Raw genomic sequence first — 14,050 nt, 5'->3', positions numbered from 1 at the left:
AGGAGAAAAACAAATGATAAAAGATATGCAACCATTTTTACAACAAGCTTGGGAGAAGGCTGGTTTTAAAGAATTAACTGAAATTCAAAAACAAGCGATTCCAACTATTTTAGAAGGACAAGACGTTATAGCTGAATCTCCAACTGGAACAGGAAAAACATTAGCGTACTTATTACCACTTTTACATAAAATTAATCCTGAAGTAAAACAGCCACAAGTTGTTATTTTAGCTCCAACGCGTGAACTTGTCATGCAAATTCATGAAGAGGTTCAAAAATTTACAGCAGGAACTGATATTTCAGGTGCATCTTTAATTGGTGGTGCAGATATTAAGCGCCAAGTGGAAAAATTGAAGAAACACCCGAAAGTAATTGTTGGTTCACCAGGACGTATTTTAGAATTAATTCGTATGAAAAAGCTAAAGATGCATGAAGTGAAAACGATTGTATTTGATGAGTTCGATCAAATAGTGAAACAAAAGATGATGGGTGCTGCACAGGATGTAATTAAATCAACGATGCGCGATCGTCAATTAGTATTCTTCTCAGCGACAATGACAAAAGCAGCAGAAGATGCAGCACGTGATTTAGCAGTTGAACCACAATTAGTACGTGTAACACGTGCAGAGTCAAAAAGCTTAGTTGAGCATACGTATATCATTTGTGAGCGACGCGAAAAAAATGATTACGTAAGAAGAATTATGCATATGGGCGATGTAAAAGCAGTTGCTTTCTTAAATGACCCATTCCGTTTAGATGAAATTACTCAGAAATTGAAATTCCGTAAAATGAAAGCAGCAGCTCTTCATGCAGAGGCAAGTAAGCAAGAACGTGAAGCGACGATGCGTGCTTTCCGCGGCGGAAAATTAGAAATTCTACTTGCTACTGATATTGCAGCACGTGGAATAGATATTGATGATTTAACACATGTAATTCATTTAGAGTTACCTGACACTGTAGACCAATACATTCACCGCTCAGGACGTACTGGACGTATGGGCAAAGAAGGAACGGTCGTGTCTCTTGTAACAGAACAAGAAGAGCGTAAATTACTTCAATTTGCGAAAAAATTAGGTATTGTGTTTACGAAGCAAGAAATGTTCAACGGATCATTTGTAGAAACGAAACCGAAAGCACCGAAGAAAAAGAAACCAGCATTTACTGGGAAGAAAAAGCCTAGATAAATAATGGGAAAGACGTAACTATTTGTAGTTACGTCTTATTTTGTTCGTTGGTAAAGTAGTGAACGAGTAAGTCGATAAATTTTGTAAAGAAGTACATATCAACTCAAAAGGAATAACAATAGCACTTGTAGAAACCTACATAGAATATAAAAACCATTAGGAGGAATACAAATGATTCATAAAGTCGGACAAATTATGTTATATGTAAATAATCAAGATGAGGCAGTAAATTTTTGGACGGAAAAGGTAGGGTTTCATGTAGTAGCAGAGGAAGATAACAAGCAAGGGATGAGATGGATTGAAATCGCTCCAACTCAAGATGCAGAAACGAGTATCATACTACATAATAAAGAAGTTATTTCGAAAATGAGCCCAGAATTGAATCTTGGTACACCATCCTTAATGTTCTTCTCAGAAAATCTTGATCAATTATATACAGATTTAACAAATAAAAATGTTACAGTTGGCGAAATGGTAACTATGCCTTCTGGTAAAGTGTTTAACTTTGCTGATAGTGAAGGGAATTATTTTGCGGTTATGGAAAAGAACAAATAATGATGTTATGGAAAAATCCCCCTCGTATAAAATGAGGGGGATTAAATATTTGAAGTGGACTTTTTATTCGACAGTTGTTCGATATAAAAAGCGCATTTCTCAATAGCGGTTTCAATATAACCGACAATTTGATTAAACGTGAACACCTGTAATTCTTCATGCAAATGTTGCTCTGGATACAACATATCTTCAAAAAGGTATGTTCGAAAAGCTAAAACATTTTCTTTAGAAACTTCTGTGATATCCACAATGTGAGCCTCTTGATTAAGAAGAGAGAATAGCTGTTGTTCTTTGTCGTAATGATGAAGCAACTTTGCATTTAACAATTTAAAATCGTTATAGTACATAGGTGCGATAGTTTCGTCATTTTCTATTCGATTTTTTAGCCAAGGTAGAAAAAAGCCTTGTAGCCAATTATCGTCGGCAATGAGGTGGGTGTAATAGCCTAAAATAAATGGGGAATCTATATGTTCTTCATATTTATGAATAAATGAATCATAATCTATTCTTCTCGTATAGTTCTTCGTTGTACCGGCATAAAAATGTGAGGTGCCTTTTTCTTTTTTTGAATGAACAGCATCAGGGGCTACAGCTCCAAGTAAGAAAGAAGTTTTATCTTGAATACATAGTTTCTCAGCAATACCGTTAGCGATAATCACATGCATAATTCTTGATCCCATGAATGTCACCTCTGTTTCAAGTATTCATTTCAGGAAGGGGACTGAACGTTTAGTATTACTTTCCCTGTACTTTTTCTACTTTCGACCCATTCATGTGCTTTCCCTGCATCTATAAAGGGAAAAGATTTTGTAGCCTTAATTTGCAAACTTCCATCACGCAAATAAAGGAAAACTTCATTTGCAGTTTCTTGGAGTAATTCAGGACGTTTTTTCCGGGTAGTGCCGAAGCTGAATCCGAGTATAGAACGGCAACTTGCGTGTAAGTCTTTCGTTTTGAAATTGCCAATTTCACCGCTCGCATTGCCGAAATGAACGAGGCGTCCGTAATAAGCAAGACATTTTAAACTTCTTTCCGAAACCGTTCCAGAAATAGAATCTAAAATTACATCAACCCCTTCGCCATTTGTCAGCTCATTGACCTTCTCTACAAAATCTTCATCTTGATGACATATAACATAATCAGCTCCAGCGTCTAAAGCAATTTCTTTTTTTGCTTCACTTCCGACAGTACCGATAACTTTTTCAGCCCCTAATAGTTTTGCAAGTTGAATAGCAGTAGTGCCAATTCCGCCAGCAGCTGCATGAATGAGTACAGATTCACCTTGTTGAAGCCTTGCAACATTTGCGAGTAAATTATAGCTTGTAAAAGATATGATAGGGCAAGCGGCTGCAGTTTGGAAATTAACTTCATCAGGTAAAACGAAAGTAAGATTTTCATTTGCAACAATATATTCTGCGTAAGATCCATTTTGAGGAAAAGCAATGACACGCTGTCCAGGATGAATATTTTTAACTTGAGAACCGACTCGTTCTACAATACCAGTGGCATCTATCCCTGGAATAAAAGGAAATGTTTTATTTCCTTTTTTGCCATAACGTGATTTAATATCGGCAAAATTAACACTAGTAGCAACAACACGAATTAACACCTGATTGTCTGAAATAGTCGGCATATCCACATCAGTATATTTCATCACTTCCGGACCACCGAAAGACGTTACAACGATAGCTTTCATCATATATCCTCCTAAATTTGATTATATAAATCATTTTAAAGCGTCATTAGAAATTGGAAAATTATATAATAGTTATGCAAGGTTATAAGTGAAGCTTATGAACTCAGTGAATCATTATATTAATTTATATAAAAAATTTTAAAAAATCGAACGAAATATGGATTACTTGCCAATATAAAGTGTAAGACAAAGGGGGGATGGTATATGAAAGGTGAAACAGTGTGTACAGATTTAATTCAATTAACTTTATCAGGAAATAAAGAAGCGTATAGCGAGTTGCATGATGTAACGATTCAAGAAGTATATAAGACAGCACATTTTTTACTAGACGATAAAACAGATGTAGATGATGTCGTTCAAGAAATATACATACAACTATATGAATCGCTTCGTAAGTATGATAGCGAGAAGCCATTTCGTCCTTGGCTAATTGGACTCGCGATTAAACAAATTCACTCTTATAGAAGAAAGAGGTGGATGCGACTACGAATTGTAAAAAAAGCAGAAGAGCAAAGAAAACCAGTACAAATTAATTTTTCTAACGATGTTGTAAGTAAAATATCAAACCAAAAACTAATCGAACTCATTCATAAATTACCGTATAAATTGAAACAAGTTATTATCTTAAGATATTTACACGATTATTCACAAGAAGAAGTAGCACAAATATTACATATTCCAATTGGTACTGTGAAATCTAGAATTCACGCGGCATTAAAAAAACTACGTCAAAAAGAGCAAGTAGAAGAAATATTTTTAGGAGAGGTAGGGAATGTGAAATGAGTTTAGACTGTAGAGTTAGGGAAACTATACAAGAAGAAGCAAAGGGTATTGTTGCCCCGCCGGAGTTAAAAGAAAAAGTAATCGTGCAAATAACAATGAATCGCGGGGGGAGTAAAAGGAAGAAGCACCTTATTGCAGGAGTGCTTGCAGCAGCTCTTTTAATCCCGACGACTGGTTTTGCGTATCAATCTATTATGGCGGATGGTATATACGGATCTTTTGAGAATTTAAAAAAACATGCCGGAGCAATGACGTTAGAAGCGTATATACGTTTTAATGCAAAATTATCAGAAGCGAAAGATGAAATGGGTGCGAAAGAATATGAAGAGTTTACAAAAGAACTAAAGAAATTAACAAATGCAAAGCTTGCGTACGGAGATTCGAACGGTAATATTGATTATGATCAATTATCACCAGCTAAAAAAGAGGAATTGAAAAAGGTAGTAATGGAGCTTCATCCGTATTTTGATAAATTAAATGGCCATAAATCTAGTAAAGAAGTACTAACTCCTGAAGAATATGAACAATATATGGAGGCATTAATGTCACATCAAACTGTGTTAGTAAAAACGAAATCGAGTGGCGGGATAACAGTAGAAGAAGTTCCTGAGGCGTACAAAGAAAGATTTATTAAAGCCGAGCAGTTTATGGAGTATGTAGACGAAAAGGTGAGATAAGTAAAAAAGCTCTGAGCTCTGAGCTTTTCTTATTGAAACGTAAATATATTAACCACCTATGCCTTTTGCTAGCAATAGGAAGTATACAACTAATAATATTACGCCATTTAATGCAGTACCAACTATTACGAATAACCAATTTTTTGATGCGATTGCAAAAATAATACCGAGTAATGAAAGTATACTTAGAGTCACAATAATTAACGTTAAATTCGCATTAGGTCCTCTAAGGATAAAGAAAGAAAATATACTTGCGATAACCGTTAGAAAAGAGAAAGCCCCTAATTTATACATAATAAATCTCCTTGGTTAAAATGCATTTTGACATAATATACGACCAACTTTATTTTAACAGAATTCCCCTTTTCATTTATGGCGATTTTTACAAATAATAGCGCACTTATAAACAAAATGTCCTAATCAGCAACACTTAAAAATTGGTCATCAATTATATTTTTTCATATTTGCAGTATCTTTTTGTATAAAACAATCTAATAGTGAATAACCAGCTATTAAACTAATAATCGTAACAAAAGTTGTATTTATAAGAATTATATTAGCTAAATAAGGTAAGTATTCGCCAAGTGGTGAAAAGAGTAATGCAGGGGAAAAGGAAATGAATAGTGTAGGCACTGTAATAGCAATAAATTTATCCGGCTGAAAGCTCCAGTTTTGTTTACTCGTTGCGTAATTAATAGATTGAAGGAACCGTAATAAAATACCAACTATAAGAGGGAAGAGTGTAAAGTAGAATAATCTTGGATAAACGTTAAAGTTCACCTGCGCGTCTGTGTCTAAATAAAATTGAATTTTTACTCCAACAAATAATAATAAGACGATAAATAATGTAAAGCAGAGGTATAGCATTACTTTTTGCATTCCATTCCACCATCCTTTACTAAAAATATATTCAAAGAAGAGATATACAATAACTACTGTTGTATATCTCTTCTTTTACTGTTATTAAATAGTGGAATTTGTTTTTTCTTGCTTCGTGAAATAATCAATAATACCCATCGCACTAATTTCTATATCTAGATGTAAAATGTTATAAACGGAATGATCGGATGGGACGTTTAATTTTGTAAGGTGAGAAGAGATTTTATCCATTAATAAAGTTTGTAATGCTTTAGTAGCCTCATCGAAATCATTATACTTTTCAAAGACCTCTTTACCAGTATGAACGAAAATAGGTAACCAATGTTCTAGTTGGTTATATACTTCTGTAACATTGGATGAAGCGCCGTAATGACCGAAATAAATAGTATCTACATTCATACTTTGAATATGATTTTTAGAAGCAATCATCGCATCGGGCTGAAATTGCGAAGGGGACGTTGATGGTAAATATAACTCTACATCAAGGTCTGCAAGCTCTCTATAATAAATTCCAATTGTATCACCAGTAAAAATGCCGTTTGTTAATGAATCATGAATGCTAATATGGTGCTTTGCATGTCCAGGTGTATCATAAAATGTAAGGATGCGGTCTTTTGCAATTTTTAACGTATCATCATGTTGTACAATATGAACGCGTTCTTCTTCTATAGGAAGAATTGGATCGAAAAGTTTATCGAAATCATTCTTGTATACAGCTTTTGCGCTTAAAATTAGTTTTGTTGGATCAATCATATGACGAGCACCGCGAGAATGCACATATAAAGTAGCATTTGGGCACTTTTCCATCATTAAACCAGCTGCCCCAGCGTGATCTAAATGGACATGTGTAACGATAATGTTTTTTACATCGTTTAAATCAATATGTAATTGTTGTAAGCCATCTAAAATATAGGGAAGAGAAGGGGCCGCGCAAGTTTCAATTAAAGTAATATCGTCACCTAATAAAACATACGTACCTGTTCGTTCATTATGTTGTAAGTCGTAATCATCAATAAGATATAGGTGAGAAGATAATTGTTCTACTTTTTTCATACTTATCACTCCTTATATACGGTATGTATCTATTATACGCTAAAAAGAAAAATGACAGAAAACGAAAGCTCGTCTTCTGCCTTTTTAAAGTGTTTTTATTTCGTTTGTTCTTTATTGATAGACATAACGAACAGTCCAACAATGCCACCAACGATCGGAAGCGTAATCTCTCCTGCTAAATTAAAGTAGGAGCTTAAGAATAAACCATTTACATCGATTACCCAACCAGTAACATACAATAACATCATATATAGTACGAAATAAAACTCGCGATTTGAAATCGTTTCAGGTTGTGCAGTTTTCATAATGAACACCATCCTTTTCTATTATAATAGAATATAAACTGTCACATTTTGTTCACAATTCAATTGTAAAACTTTCCATTCTAAAAGTCTAGTAGTTTGTGTCGAATTTTCGAACATAAATAAAGCGCTATCATTTCGGTGTGTAAGTATGTAATAGAAGCTGTATATTCACGAATGTAGTATAGTATAAACATAGAATAATAGTATAGAGAGGGGTAGGAACAATGACAGTTTATGATTTTTCAGCTAAAACAATAACAGGTGAAGATAAATCGTTAAAAGATTACGAAGGAAAAGCACTTCTTATTGTAAATGTAGCTAGTAAATGTGGATTTACACCACAGTATAAAGGATTACAAGAAGTATATGATAAATATAAAGACCAAGGACTAGAAATACTCGGTTTCCCTTGTAACCAATTTGGAGGACAAGAACCAGGTACAGAAGCGGACATTACTAGTTTTTGTGAATTAAACTACGGTGTAAACTTCCCGATGTTTGCAAAGGTTGATGTGAAAGGTGATAAGGCTCATCCTCTGTATACATACATGACAGAACAAGCGCCAGGTTTACTCGGTATGAAAGCAGTGAAATGGAATTTTACGAAGTTTTTAATTGGAAAAGATGGGAAAGTAGTAGGGCGTTTTGCGCCGCAAACGAAGCCAGTTGATTTAGAGGTTGAGATTGAGAAGGTACTTGGGGAATAATTAGGAGTTTGTTATCTTTTATTATAGTTATTAAAAAATACCTCAAAGAACAAAGTTGCTCTTTGAGGTATTTTCTTTAAACTCACATGATCAAGATTAAATCATTGTATCGAATTCATTTGATTTAGGAAGAGAAGCTGCTTTTTTCATAAGCACTTCCCATAAGTGTACAGATTTTTTCCATTCGGCTGCGGATTGTCCTTTTTGATACATAGCGTTTTCATAACTGAAAGTAAGTTGTTGCATATGAGCCGAGTTGTAAAGTTTATCGATATGAAGAGCGTATTCTCGGAATGTTTGACTTTCACCCCGTGGTATGCCGATTCTCGCAAATTGTTTTAAAAGTGCGCCGTAAGCTTTTTGATAAACAACATCATCTTTTCGGTATTTATAGAAAAGAATAATAAAAAATGTAATCCATTTCATTCTAGTAGTGAAGAGAATGTATCCGATGATACTAATTGGTATCGTAGAGAGGAATACGTACCACCAAGAAAAACTAGTTTTAGAATTTGTGACCTTTTTAGTAGAAGTTTCTTCTGTATTTTCTATTAAACTTTTAAGTTTTGCTTCATTATTTCGTTGATGTATTTGCTGGTTATTAGAATTATTTGCTTCGCTATTTTGTGAAATAGGAGCAGGAGTATTATTTGTAAAAGTATAGGGATTAGTAAATCCTTTTGTTGGTTCGAATGGAATCCAGCCGTATCCTGGGAAATATACTTCGACCCAAGAGTGTGCGTTATTGTTCGTGATTTTATAAATATCCTGACCTTCTGCAGAGGCAAGTGTATTGTCAAGAGTTCCTTCTGTATAACCTTTTACCCAGCGAGCAGGAATCCCAGCAGAACGAAGTAACACGATCATAGACGTCGAAAAATTATTACAGTAGCCGCTTTTTGTATCGAAAAGGAATTGATCTACATAATCTTGACTTTTGGCAGGGTACAAGACATTCGTTGATTCGTATGTAAAAGAGTTGTCTGTGAAGTAATTTTCAATAGCTAATACTTTATCATACCGGTTGTCTTTATCATTTGTAAGATTGACAGCCAAGTCTTTTACTCGCTGTGGTAATGATTCGGGAAGTTGTGTGTACTTTGTCATGAAATAAGGATTTGTTTCTTGACCTTCATTCGTGTTTACAGCTTTCAAGTTTTCTATGGGAAATTCCGGGATCTCATACGTTACTTTATATGAATGTAAAGTAGTAGAGGAGTCTCCGTGCATCGTATAGATTTTTTCGGAAAATGGGTCAACGCTGTATGATACATCTGAGGAAGCCTCAACTGATATTAACCCTGCTGGATAGGTAAGGTGCGGATAACTTTTTTGCATGTTTATTGTTGCCTTTGTTGTCTCCGTTTTTGTATTTTGTTCGTACCAGCTCACGACGTCGTTTTTACTTTTAAAAGAAATCTTTTTTTGATTTTCAGAAACTTCCCAGCCTTTTCCTGTATAAAAATCTTTCGTTTCTACTCTCCAATATTGTTTGTTTTGCGTTTGTGCTGTGAAAACAATTGTAGGATCAGCCTGAAAAGGACCACCTAATCTCGAGTCATCTAAACCATACCCAATTTTAGAAACTTCTTGTTTTTTACTCGCTTCGGATGTGTTGAATTTTAAAAAATTCATTGGGTTTGGCCATTGAGGGCCGAATTTTGGAGCAAAGTATGCGATGGTTGCTGACAATACAATAAATATTGTAAGAGGTCTAAGTAATTTTGAGATTTCTCTAGCATAATTTTGTAAGTGTTCCATCTCTTTTATTCGTTCTATTCGAAGAAGACTAAGCATAAAAAAGCCGATGACAACAATACGAATAATAGCGTAGTTTGCATTGTATAAATGTAAGTTATGAAAAGTTGTGATATAAATAATAGTCAATACAAGAAATAACAATCCACGTTTTTTATGAATCATCCAAAAAGAGATGAAAGAACTCAAAAACCAAAAGGATAGAAAAAATAAAAGTGTTGGAAAAACTGGAGAGATATCTAGTAAATTCCCCTGGAACAACAGGGAGGAATTTTGAGAAATATCAGTAAAAAATTTCGTTAGCCAAGATGGATTTATAAAAGCATTTTTATAATATAGGAAATGAATGATGAATAAAATCGTGATGGTCTTTATAGGAATTTGCCACCTTGTTTGAAAAAAAGAGAGAGTGAAGCAAATCCCTATAAATATTACAAAAATATCTAATCTACCTACGTTTGTAATACCTATAAGGGGTCTTAGCCATTCTAATAAAAGTAGAAATGCGCATGCATGCATGAAAAATTTAGTTATATCCAATTGTTTTTTTGCCTGTAATGTTATCATTTGCTCACCTCAAAAAACACGTTTGTATACTGGTTTCCATAAACCACATTTACAAATATTTTTCGTTTTTGTAGAGTTTCTAGAATACTTAGTTCTCGATGTGAGAGTTGATTTGCTTTTTCTTTCACGACAAACACCATTAATTTTCTATTTTTTATAGCAGCACAGTCAGCCGCCTTTTGAATATCGGGAGAAAGATCGCTTGTCACGAGTATAATCGTTACGGGCTGATACATTTTTCTTAATTCCATTTCTACACTCTGAGAGAGGGGGGATACACTGTCTGCATGTGCTTTCGCTAAATGACAAAAGATTTGTTGCAACTGAGTATCTCCATTGTCTAAAGGGAAAATAGTTCGTTCTTTTCCGACAGACACGAATGACGCTGGTGAATTTTGCTTCAAGACAGCCCTTACAATAGAGGCAGTAAACGTTACGACTGATTCGAATAGAGGGGAATCAGTTCTGTCCATGAATATCATGATATTATGGCTACGCTGTTGTTCAAACTCTTTCGTCATAATATTGTTTGTTCGTGCAGTTGCTTTCCAATCAATCCATGAAAAGCGGTCACCAGGTTTATAGTCTCTGACGCCGACAGATACTGTAGAGTCTTTTGCTGAATTTATATTTGCTGAAAGCGCCCCTTGTTCGAAATGATTTTCCAATTGTCGATACGCTATATCTACATACTGGGGATAGACTAAAAATGTATCTGGAACTGAAAAAGTTACTTTTTTCTCTATCATACCGAATAGATCGCCAGTTTTGACACGTACGCTTGAAAAAGTGTGCTCTCCTCTAGGGATTGTATCAATAACATATTGAAACGAAATATTTCGTTTCAATCCTGGAAAGAGTATGACCTTATTCATCTTTTCTTGTTTACAACTTGTAAATGGTGGTGGCAGTTCATCTTCTATAACTAAATAAAGTAAGGGAAAAGGAAGTTTTCTTTTTATTGTAATCGTGCTTACAAACTGTTCTCCTGCTGCATATTTGTTTTGGTTTGTTATTCGTTTTACTTCAGCGTCCCGTAAAGCGTAGAAGGGGAGTAGAAGTGAATAAAGGCCAATAGGAATCGTACTGTAAAACAAAAACCAACTTACAAATCCTCCTTGAAGCATAGCATACACAAATGTTAAGACTACGCATAAAGGGATTAGTGATAACTTTGTAACGTGATATAGTGCTCGTAGTAGTCGCTTCATCAAAGGTTCTTCGTCCTTTGAGTCGGCACGGTAGTTCGTGCAACGATTTTGGAGATAACTTGTTCTCCTGTTATTCCTTCAAATCTTGCTTCCATTTTTAGAATGAGTCTGTGAGCTAAAACGTAAGGAGCTAAAAATTTAACATCGTCTGGAATAACATAATTTCTGCCATGGATGAATGCATAAGCTTGTGAAGCTTTCATTAAAGCAATTGAGCCACGTGGACTTGCACCTAGCTGTATAGAACTATAAGAACGAGTCTGATTAACAAGCTTTACAATGTAATGCTTAATTGCTTTGTCCATACTTACTTCCCTTACGCTTTGTTGTAAATAAAGTAATTCTTTTATTGTTGTAATAGCTTGTAAATGGGAGAGTGGGTTTGTTTTTTCCATCCGGTTTAAAATTTCAAATTCTTCTTCTGGTGTAGGATATCCCATTGTTAGCTTCAACAAGAAACGATCGAGTTGAGCTTCTGGTAAAGGATATGTTCCTTCATATTCGACCGGGTTTTGTGTAGCCATGACAAAGAAAGGTTTTGGTAACGATCTTGTAATGCCATCTATTGTGATAGTGCCTTCTTCCATACTTTCAAGTAAGGCAGATTGTGTCTTTGGGGATGTACGATTAATTTCATCAGCAAGTACAAAATTCCCCATGATTGGTCCAGGCTTGAACTCAAATTGGAGCTCTTTCGGATTATAAATAGAAACACCTGTTACATCTGACGGCAGTAAATCAGGTGTGAATTGAATCCGCTTGTAATCGGCGTCAATGGATTTAGAAAGAGTGCGTACTAGCATTGTTTTCCCAACGCCAGGAACATCTTCTAATAGTACATGACCTTCAGCTAAAAGAGCTGTCATGGTTAAAATCGTTTCTTTTCGTTTTCCGACCATTAATTTTTCAATATTGTTGATTATTTTTTCTACAATGGGATGTAATGAATCAAGCTGTGGCATAGAAATCCTCCTAATTGTATTATCGTTTTTTAATTTATTTAGTGGAAAATAGAACGTGTCCCTCTATTTGCGAGTAGTAAACTCTTACCTTTAATTCTAAGAATATTCAGATTATTTATTTCAATTACATCTAGTATAATTGTTTCCGTAACTAAGGGCAATATGGTAAATAATGATTTGTAGTTTTATGTAAAATATGTATTGATATAAACTAGTATTGTTGGTAAAACATAGAGGAGGGGAAGGAAAGAGTGACCTCAATGGGAAAAATAAATTGCGTAGGAAACCCTACGCGTAAAGTTTTGAAAATCTATTAATACGCCTTGTGATTAAAATGTATATGAATAAAAAATACAGTCGACTTCATGTGGAGGCTAGCCACTTAAATTATTATAATACTTTATTTTTCTCTTTTATAATTCTTTTCGTTTATCTAACCAAATATGAATTAATTCTACTAATTCCATTGTTTCAATCTCACAATATTCTCCTTTACCGTCTTCGGCTAAATTGTCTAACACAGTAGTTGTATCGTTCCGAATTTCTAAACCGCAAATGTTGCCATTTACTACTACATAATTTTTTTCTCCGTTCAAAACACTATGTATATCTTCTAAAATCCAATCTCCAAAAGCTGAAACTTCAATTCCTAAAAAAGTTTCAACAAGTTTAATTTTTTGAGGAAGTCTCATAACTAAATCTCTACTGTTAAGTACTTCAAAACTATATGGATATTTCATGACTATTTTACTCCTTTATTTCTGGCTTGAGTGACTCTATTTACTTCTCCATTAATCTCATAAGCTCTATTAAGGTAATAAGTTCTTATACTATCATCACTCTTTTCCTACTTAAATTATAGTAAAAGTAGATTGTTATTAAACTTATCTATCCAATATTTCTCTGCTGTAGGAATGAATTTAGTGAAATCTTCATATGTACCAATCCAATCTTTTGGTACATAGTTTTCGTATGATGCCGGTTCTGGAAACATTGAATATAGTATTTTATTATCAAAGTTAATTAATAAGACTGGACTAAAATCTAATAGATCTTCTCCTGCATGTTTACTTTTAATATTTTCAAGTAATAAATAAGTTAATTCCTCTTTAGTTACGTTATATTTATTGATTCTTAGTAAAAATACTTCTACATTTTCATTATTTAATACTTGTATTCCATTTCTTTCTCCCGGTTCCTCATTATCTTCAATACTTACACCTAAATTTTTATATGCATTATCTAATTTAATATAATCTAAAAACCATAGTTCTTTATCTGTTACATACCATTTAAACTCATTTTTATATATGACGGCTACTATAATGTTTTCTGCATAAAGCGGTTCTAATATCATAATATCCTCCTTTTATTATTATCTTAAAATCCTGCCATTCTGGTGTATTCTTCTCTTCATTCCATCCAAGTTGCTGGTAATTTATATGGATTTCCTGGCGTTTTTTGTTCAACTATTTTCAGGATATTTGCCCTTGGTATGGTGGATTTAAAGTATTATATTTTCATTTGTTAATTCATCTAACGATTTAGGCATATCAAATTTAACAACTCCTAAATTACTTCCTCTATCATATGAAAAAATTTTGCATATCTGTACTTCATCTTAAACTTTGCTAGAAGCAAGGAAGTAATTTAACAGTCAGTGAAGGATGTGAACCCTCCGCAATGATTAGATTTTCACTTTTTTATATTTTTT

The 14,050-nt window shown here is 34.0% G+C and carries 16 protein-coding genes; 5 read left to right on the top strand and 11 right to left on the bottom strand.

Features of this window, described 5'->3' with window-relative positions:
* Window positions 1–13 precede the first annotated feature (13 nt).
* Both JDS81_RS18335 and JDS81_RS18330 read left to right on the top strand, forming a co-directional pair.
* Entirely contained in the window at window positions 14–1,183 is a 1,170-nt protein-coding gene (locus JDS81_RS18335; RefSeq protein WP_000588603.1) for a DEAD/DEAH box helicase, read from the top strand.
* Window positions 1,184–1,354: 171 nt separating this feature from the next.
* Window positions 1,355–1,738, top strand: coding sequence for a VOC family protein (locus JDS81_RS18330; RefSeq protein ID WP_000581484.1), 384 nt, complete (start codon window positions 1,355–1,357; stop codon window positions 1,736–1,738).
* A 41-nt stretch (window positions 1,739–1,779) separates the two neighbouring features.
* Here JDS81_RS18330 and JDS81_RS18325 read toward each other — a convergent pair whose 3' ends face one another.
* On the bottom strand, window positions 1,780–2,418 hold the full coding sequence (locus JDS81_RS18325) for a zinc dependent phospholipase C family protein (protein WP_097954747.1): 639 nt from the start codon (window positions 2,416–2,418) through the stop codon (window positions 1,780–1,782).
* Window positions 2,419–2,447: 29 nt separating this feature from the next.
* A complete protein-coding gene (locus JDS81_RS18320; protein WP_097954746.1) occupies window positions 2,448–3,434 on the bottom strand; it encodes a quinone oxidoreductase family protein in 987 nt (328 codons plus the stop codon).
* A 204-nt stretch (window positions 3,435–3,638) separates the two neighbouring features.
* On the opposite strand from JDS81_RS18320, the gene JDS81_RS18315 reads away from it, so the two are divergent.
* Window positions 3,639–4,217 (top strand): sigma-70 family RNA polymerase sigma factor, encoded by a 579-nt coding sequence (locus JDS81_RS18315; RefSeq protein ID WP_097954745.1) that lies wholly within the window; start codon window positions 3,639–3,641, stop codon window positions 4,215–4,217.
* A complete protein-coding gene (locus tag JDS81_RS18310) occupies window positions 4,214–4,894 on the top strand; it encodes a DUF3600 domain-containing protein (protein WP_000050708.1) in 681 nt (226 codons plus the stop codon). Before JDS81_RS18315 ends, JDS81_RS18310 begins: the two co-directional genes overlap by 4 nt.
* A 48-nt stretch (window positions 4,895–4,942) precedes the next feature.
* On the opposite strand, the gene JDS81_RS18305 is transcribed toward JDS81_RS18310, so the two are convergent.
* The 4 genes from JDS81_RS18305 to JDS81_RS18290 all read right to left on the bottom strand — a co-directional run bounded on the left by JDS81_RS18305 (window position 4,943) and on the right by JDS81_RS18290 (window position 7,131).
* A complete protein-coding gene (locus JDS81_RS18305) occupies window positions 4,943–5,188 on the bottom strand; it encodes a hypothetical protein (RefSeq protein WP_097954744.1) in 246 nt (81 codons plus the stop codon).
* 150 nt (window positions 5,189–5,338) lie between these two features.
* The gene (locus JDS81_RS18300) at window positions 5,339–5,773 is read right to left on the bottom strand and encodes a hypothetical protein (RefSeq protein ID WP_001174537.1); all 435 of its coding nucleotides are present in this window, start codon (window positions 5,771–5,773) and stop codon (window positions 5,339–5,341) included.
* A gap of 84 nt (window positions 5,774–5,857) precedes the next feature.
* Window positions 5,858–6,826 (bottom strand): MBL fold metallo-hydrolase, encoded by a 969-nt coding sequence (locus JDS81_RS18295; RefSeq protein WP_097954743.1) that lies wholly within the window; start codon window positions 6,824–6,826, stop codon window positions 5,858–5,860.
* A gap of 95 nt (window positions 6,827–6,921) precedes the next feature.
* Entirely contained in the window at window positions 6,922–7,131 is a 210-nt protein-coding gene (locus tag JDS81_RS18290) for a DUF3925 family protein (RefSeq protein WP_000844989.1), read from the bottom strand.
* Between the two features lie 224 nt (window positions 7,132–7,355).
* Here JDS81_RS18290 and bsaA point away from each other — a divergent pair, with 224 nt between their 5' ends.
* Window positions 7,356–7,838 (top strand): glutathione peroxidase, encoded by a 483-nt coding sequence (bsaA, locus tag JDS81_RS18285; protein ID WP_000219426.1) that lies wholly within the window; start codon window positions 7,356–7,358, stop codon window positions 7,836–7,838.
* Between the two features lie 96 nt (window positions 7,839–7,934).
* Here bsaA and JDS81_RS18280 read toward each other — a convergent pair whose 3' ends face one another.
* The 5 genes from JDS81_RS18280 to JDS81_RS18260 all read right to left on the bottom strand — a co-directional run bounded on the left by JDS81_RS18280 (window position 7,935) and on the right by JDS81_RS18260 (window position 13,693).
* Entirely contained in the window at window positions 7,935–10,163 is a 2,229-nt protein-coding gene (locus JDS81_RS18280; RefSeq protein ID WP_097954742.1) for a transglutaminase TgpA family protein, read from the bottom strand.
* Window positions 10,160–11,374 (bottom strand): DUF58 domain-containing protein, encoded by a 1,215-nt coding sequence (locus JDS81_RS18275; RefSeq protein WP_097954741.1) that lies wholly within the window; start codon window positions 11,372–11,374, stop codon window positions 10,160–10,162. The genes JDS81_RS18280 and JDS81_RS18275 overlap by 4 nt, the downstream gene beginning before the upstream one ends.
* Window positions 11,374–12,336 (bottom strand): AAA family ATPase, encoded by a 963-nt coding sequence (locus tag JDS81_RS18270; protein ID WP_097954740.1) that lies wholly within the window; start codon window positions 12,334–12,336, stop codon window positions 11,374–11,376. The genes JDS81_RS18275 and JDS81_RS18270 overlap by 1 nt, the downstream gene beginning before the upstream one ends.
* Before the next feature lie 413 nt (window positions 12,337–12,749).
* Window positions 12,750–13,076: a hypothetical protein gene (locus tag JDS81_RS18265; protein WP_000877036.1), complete on the bottom strand. Its 327-nt coding sequence runs from the start codon at window positions 13,074–13,076 to the stop codon at window positions 12,750–12,752.
* A gap of 116 nt (window positions 13,077–13,192) precedes the next feature.
* Window positions 13,193–13,693 (bottom strand): hypothetical protein, encoded by a 501-nt coding sequence (locus JDS81_RS18260; RefSeq protein WP_097954739.1) that lies wholly within the window; start codon window positions 13,691–13,693, stop codon window positions 13,193–13,195.
* Window positions 13,694–14,050 lie beyond the last annotated feature (357 nt).

Origin of the sequence: Bacillus cereus group sp. N31 (assembly GCF_016483245.1) — a bacterium.
Classification (GTDB): Bacteria; Bacillota; Bacilli; order Bacillales; family Bacillaceae_G; genus Bacillus_A; species Bacillus_A toyonensis.
The sequence above is the reverse complement of the archived record's forward strand: the minus strand, read 5'-3'. Positions and strand labels throughout refer to the sequence as shown.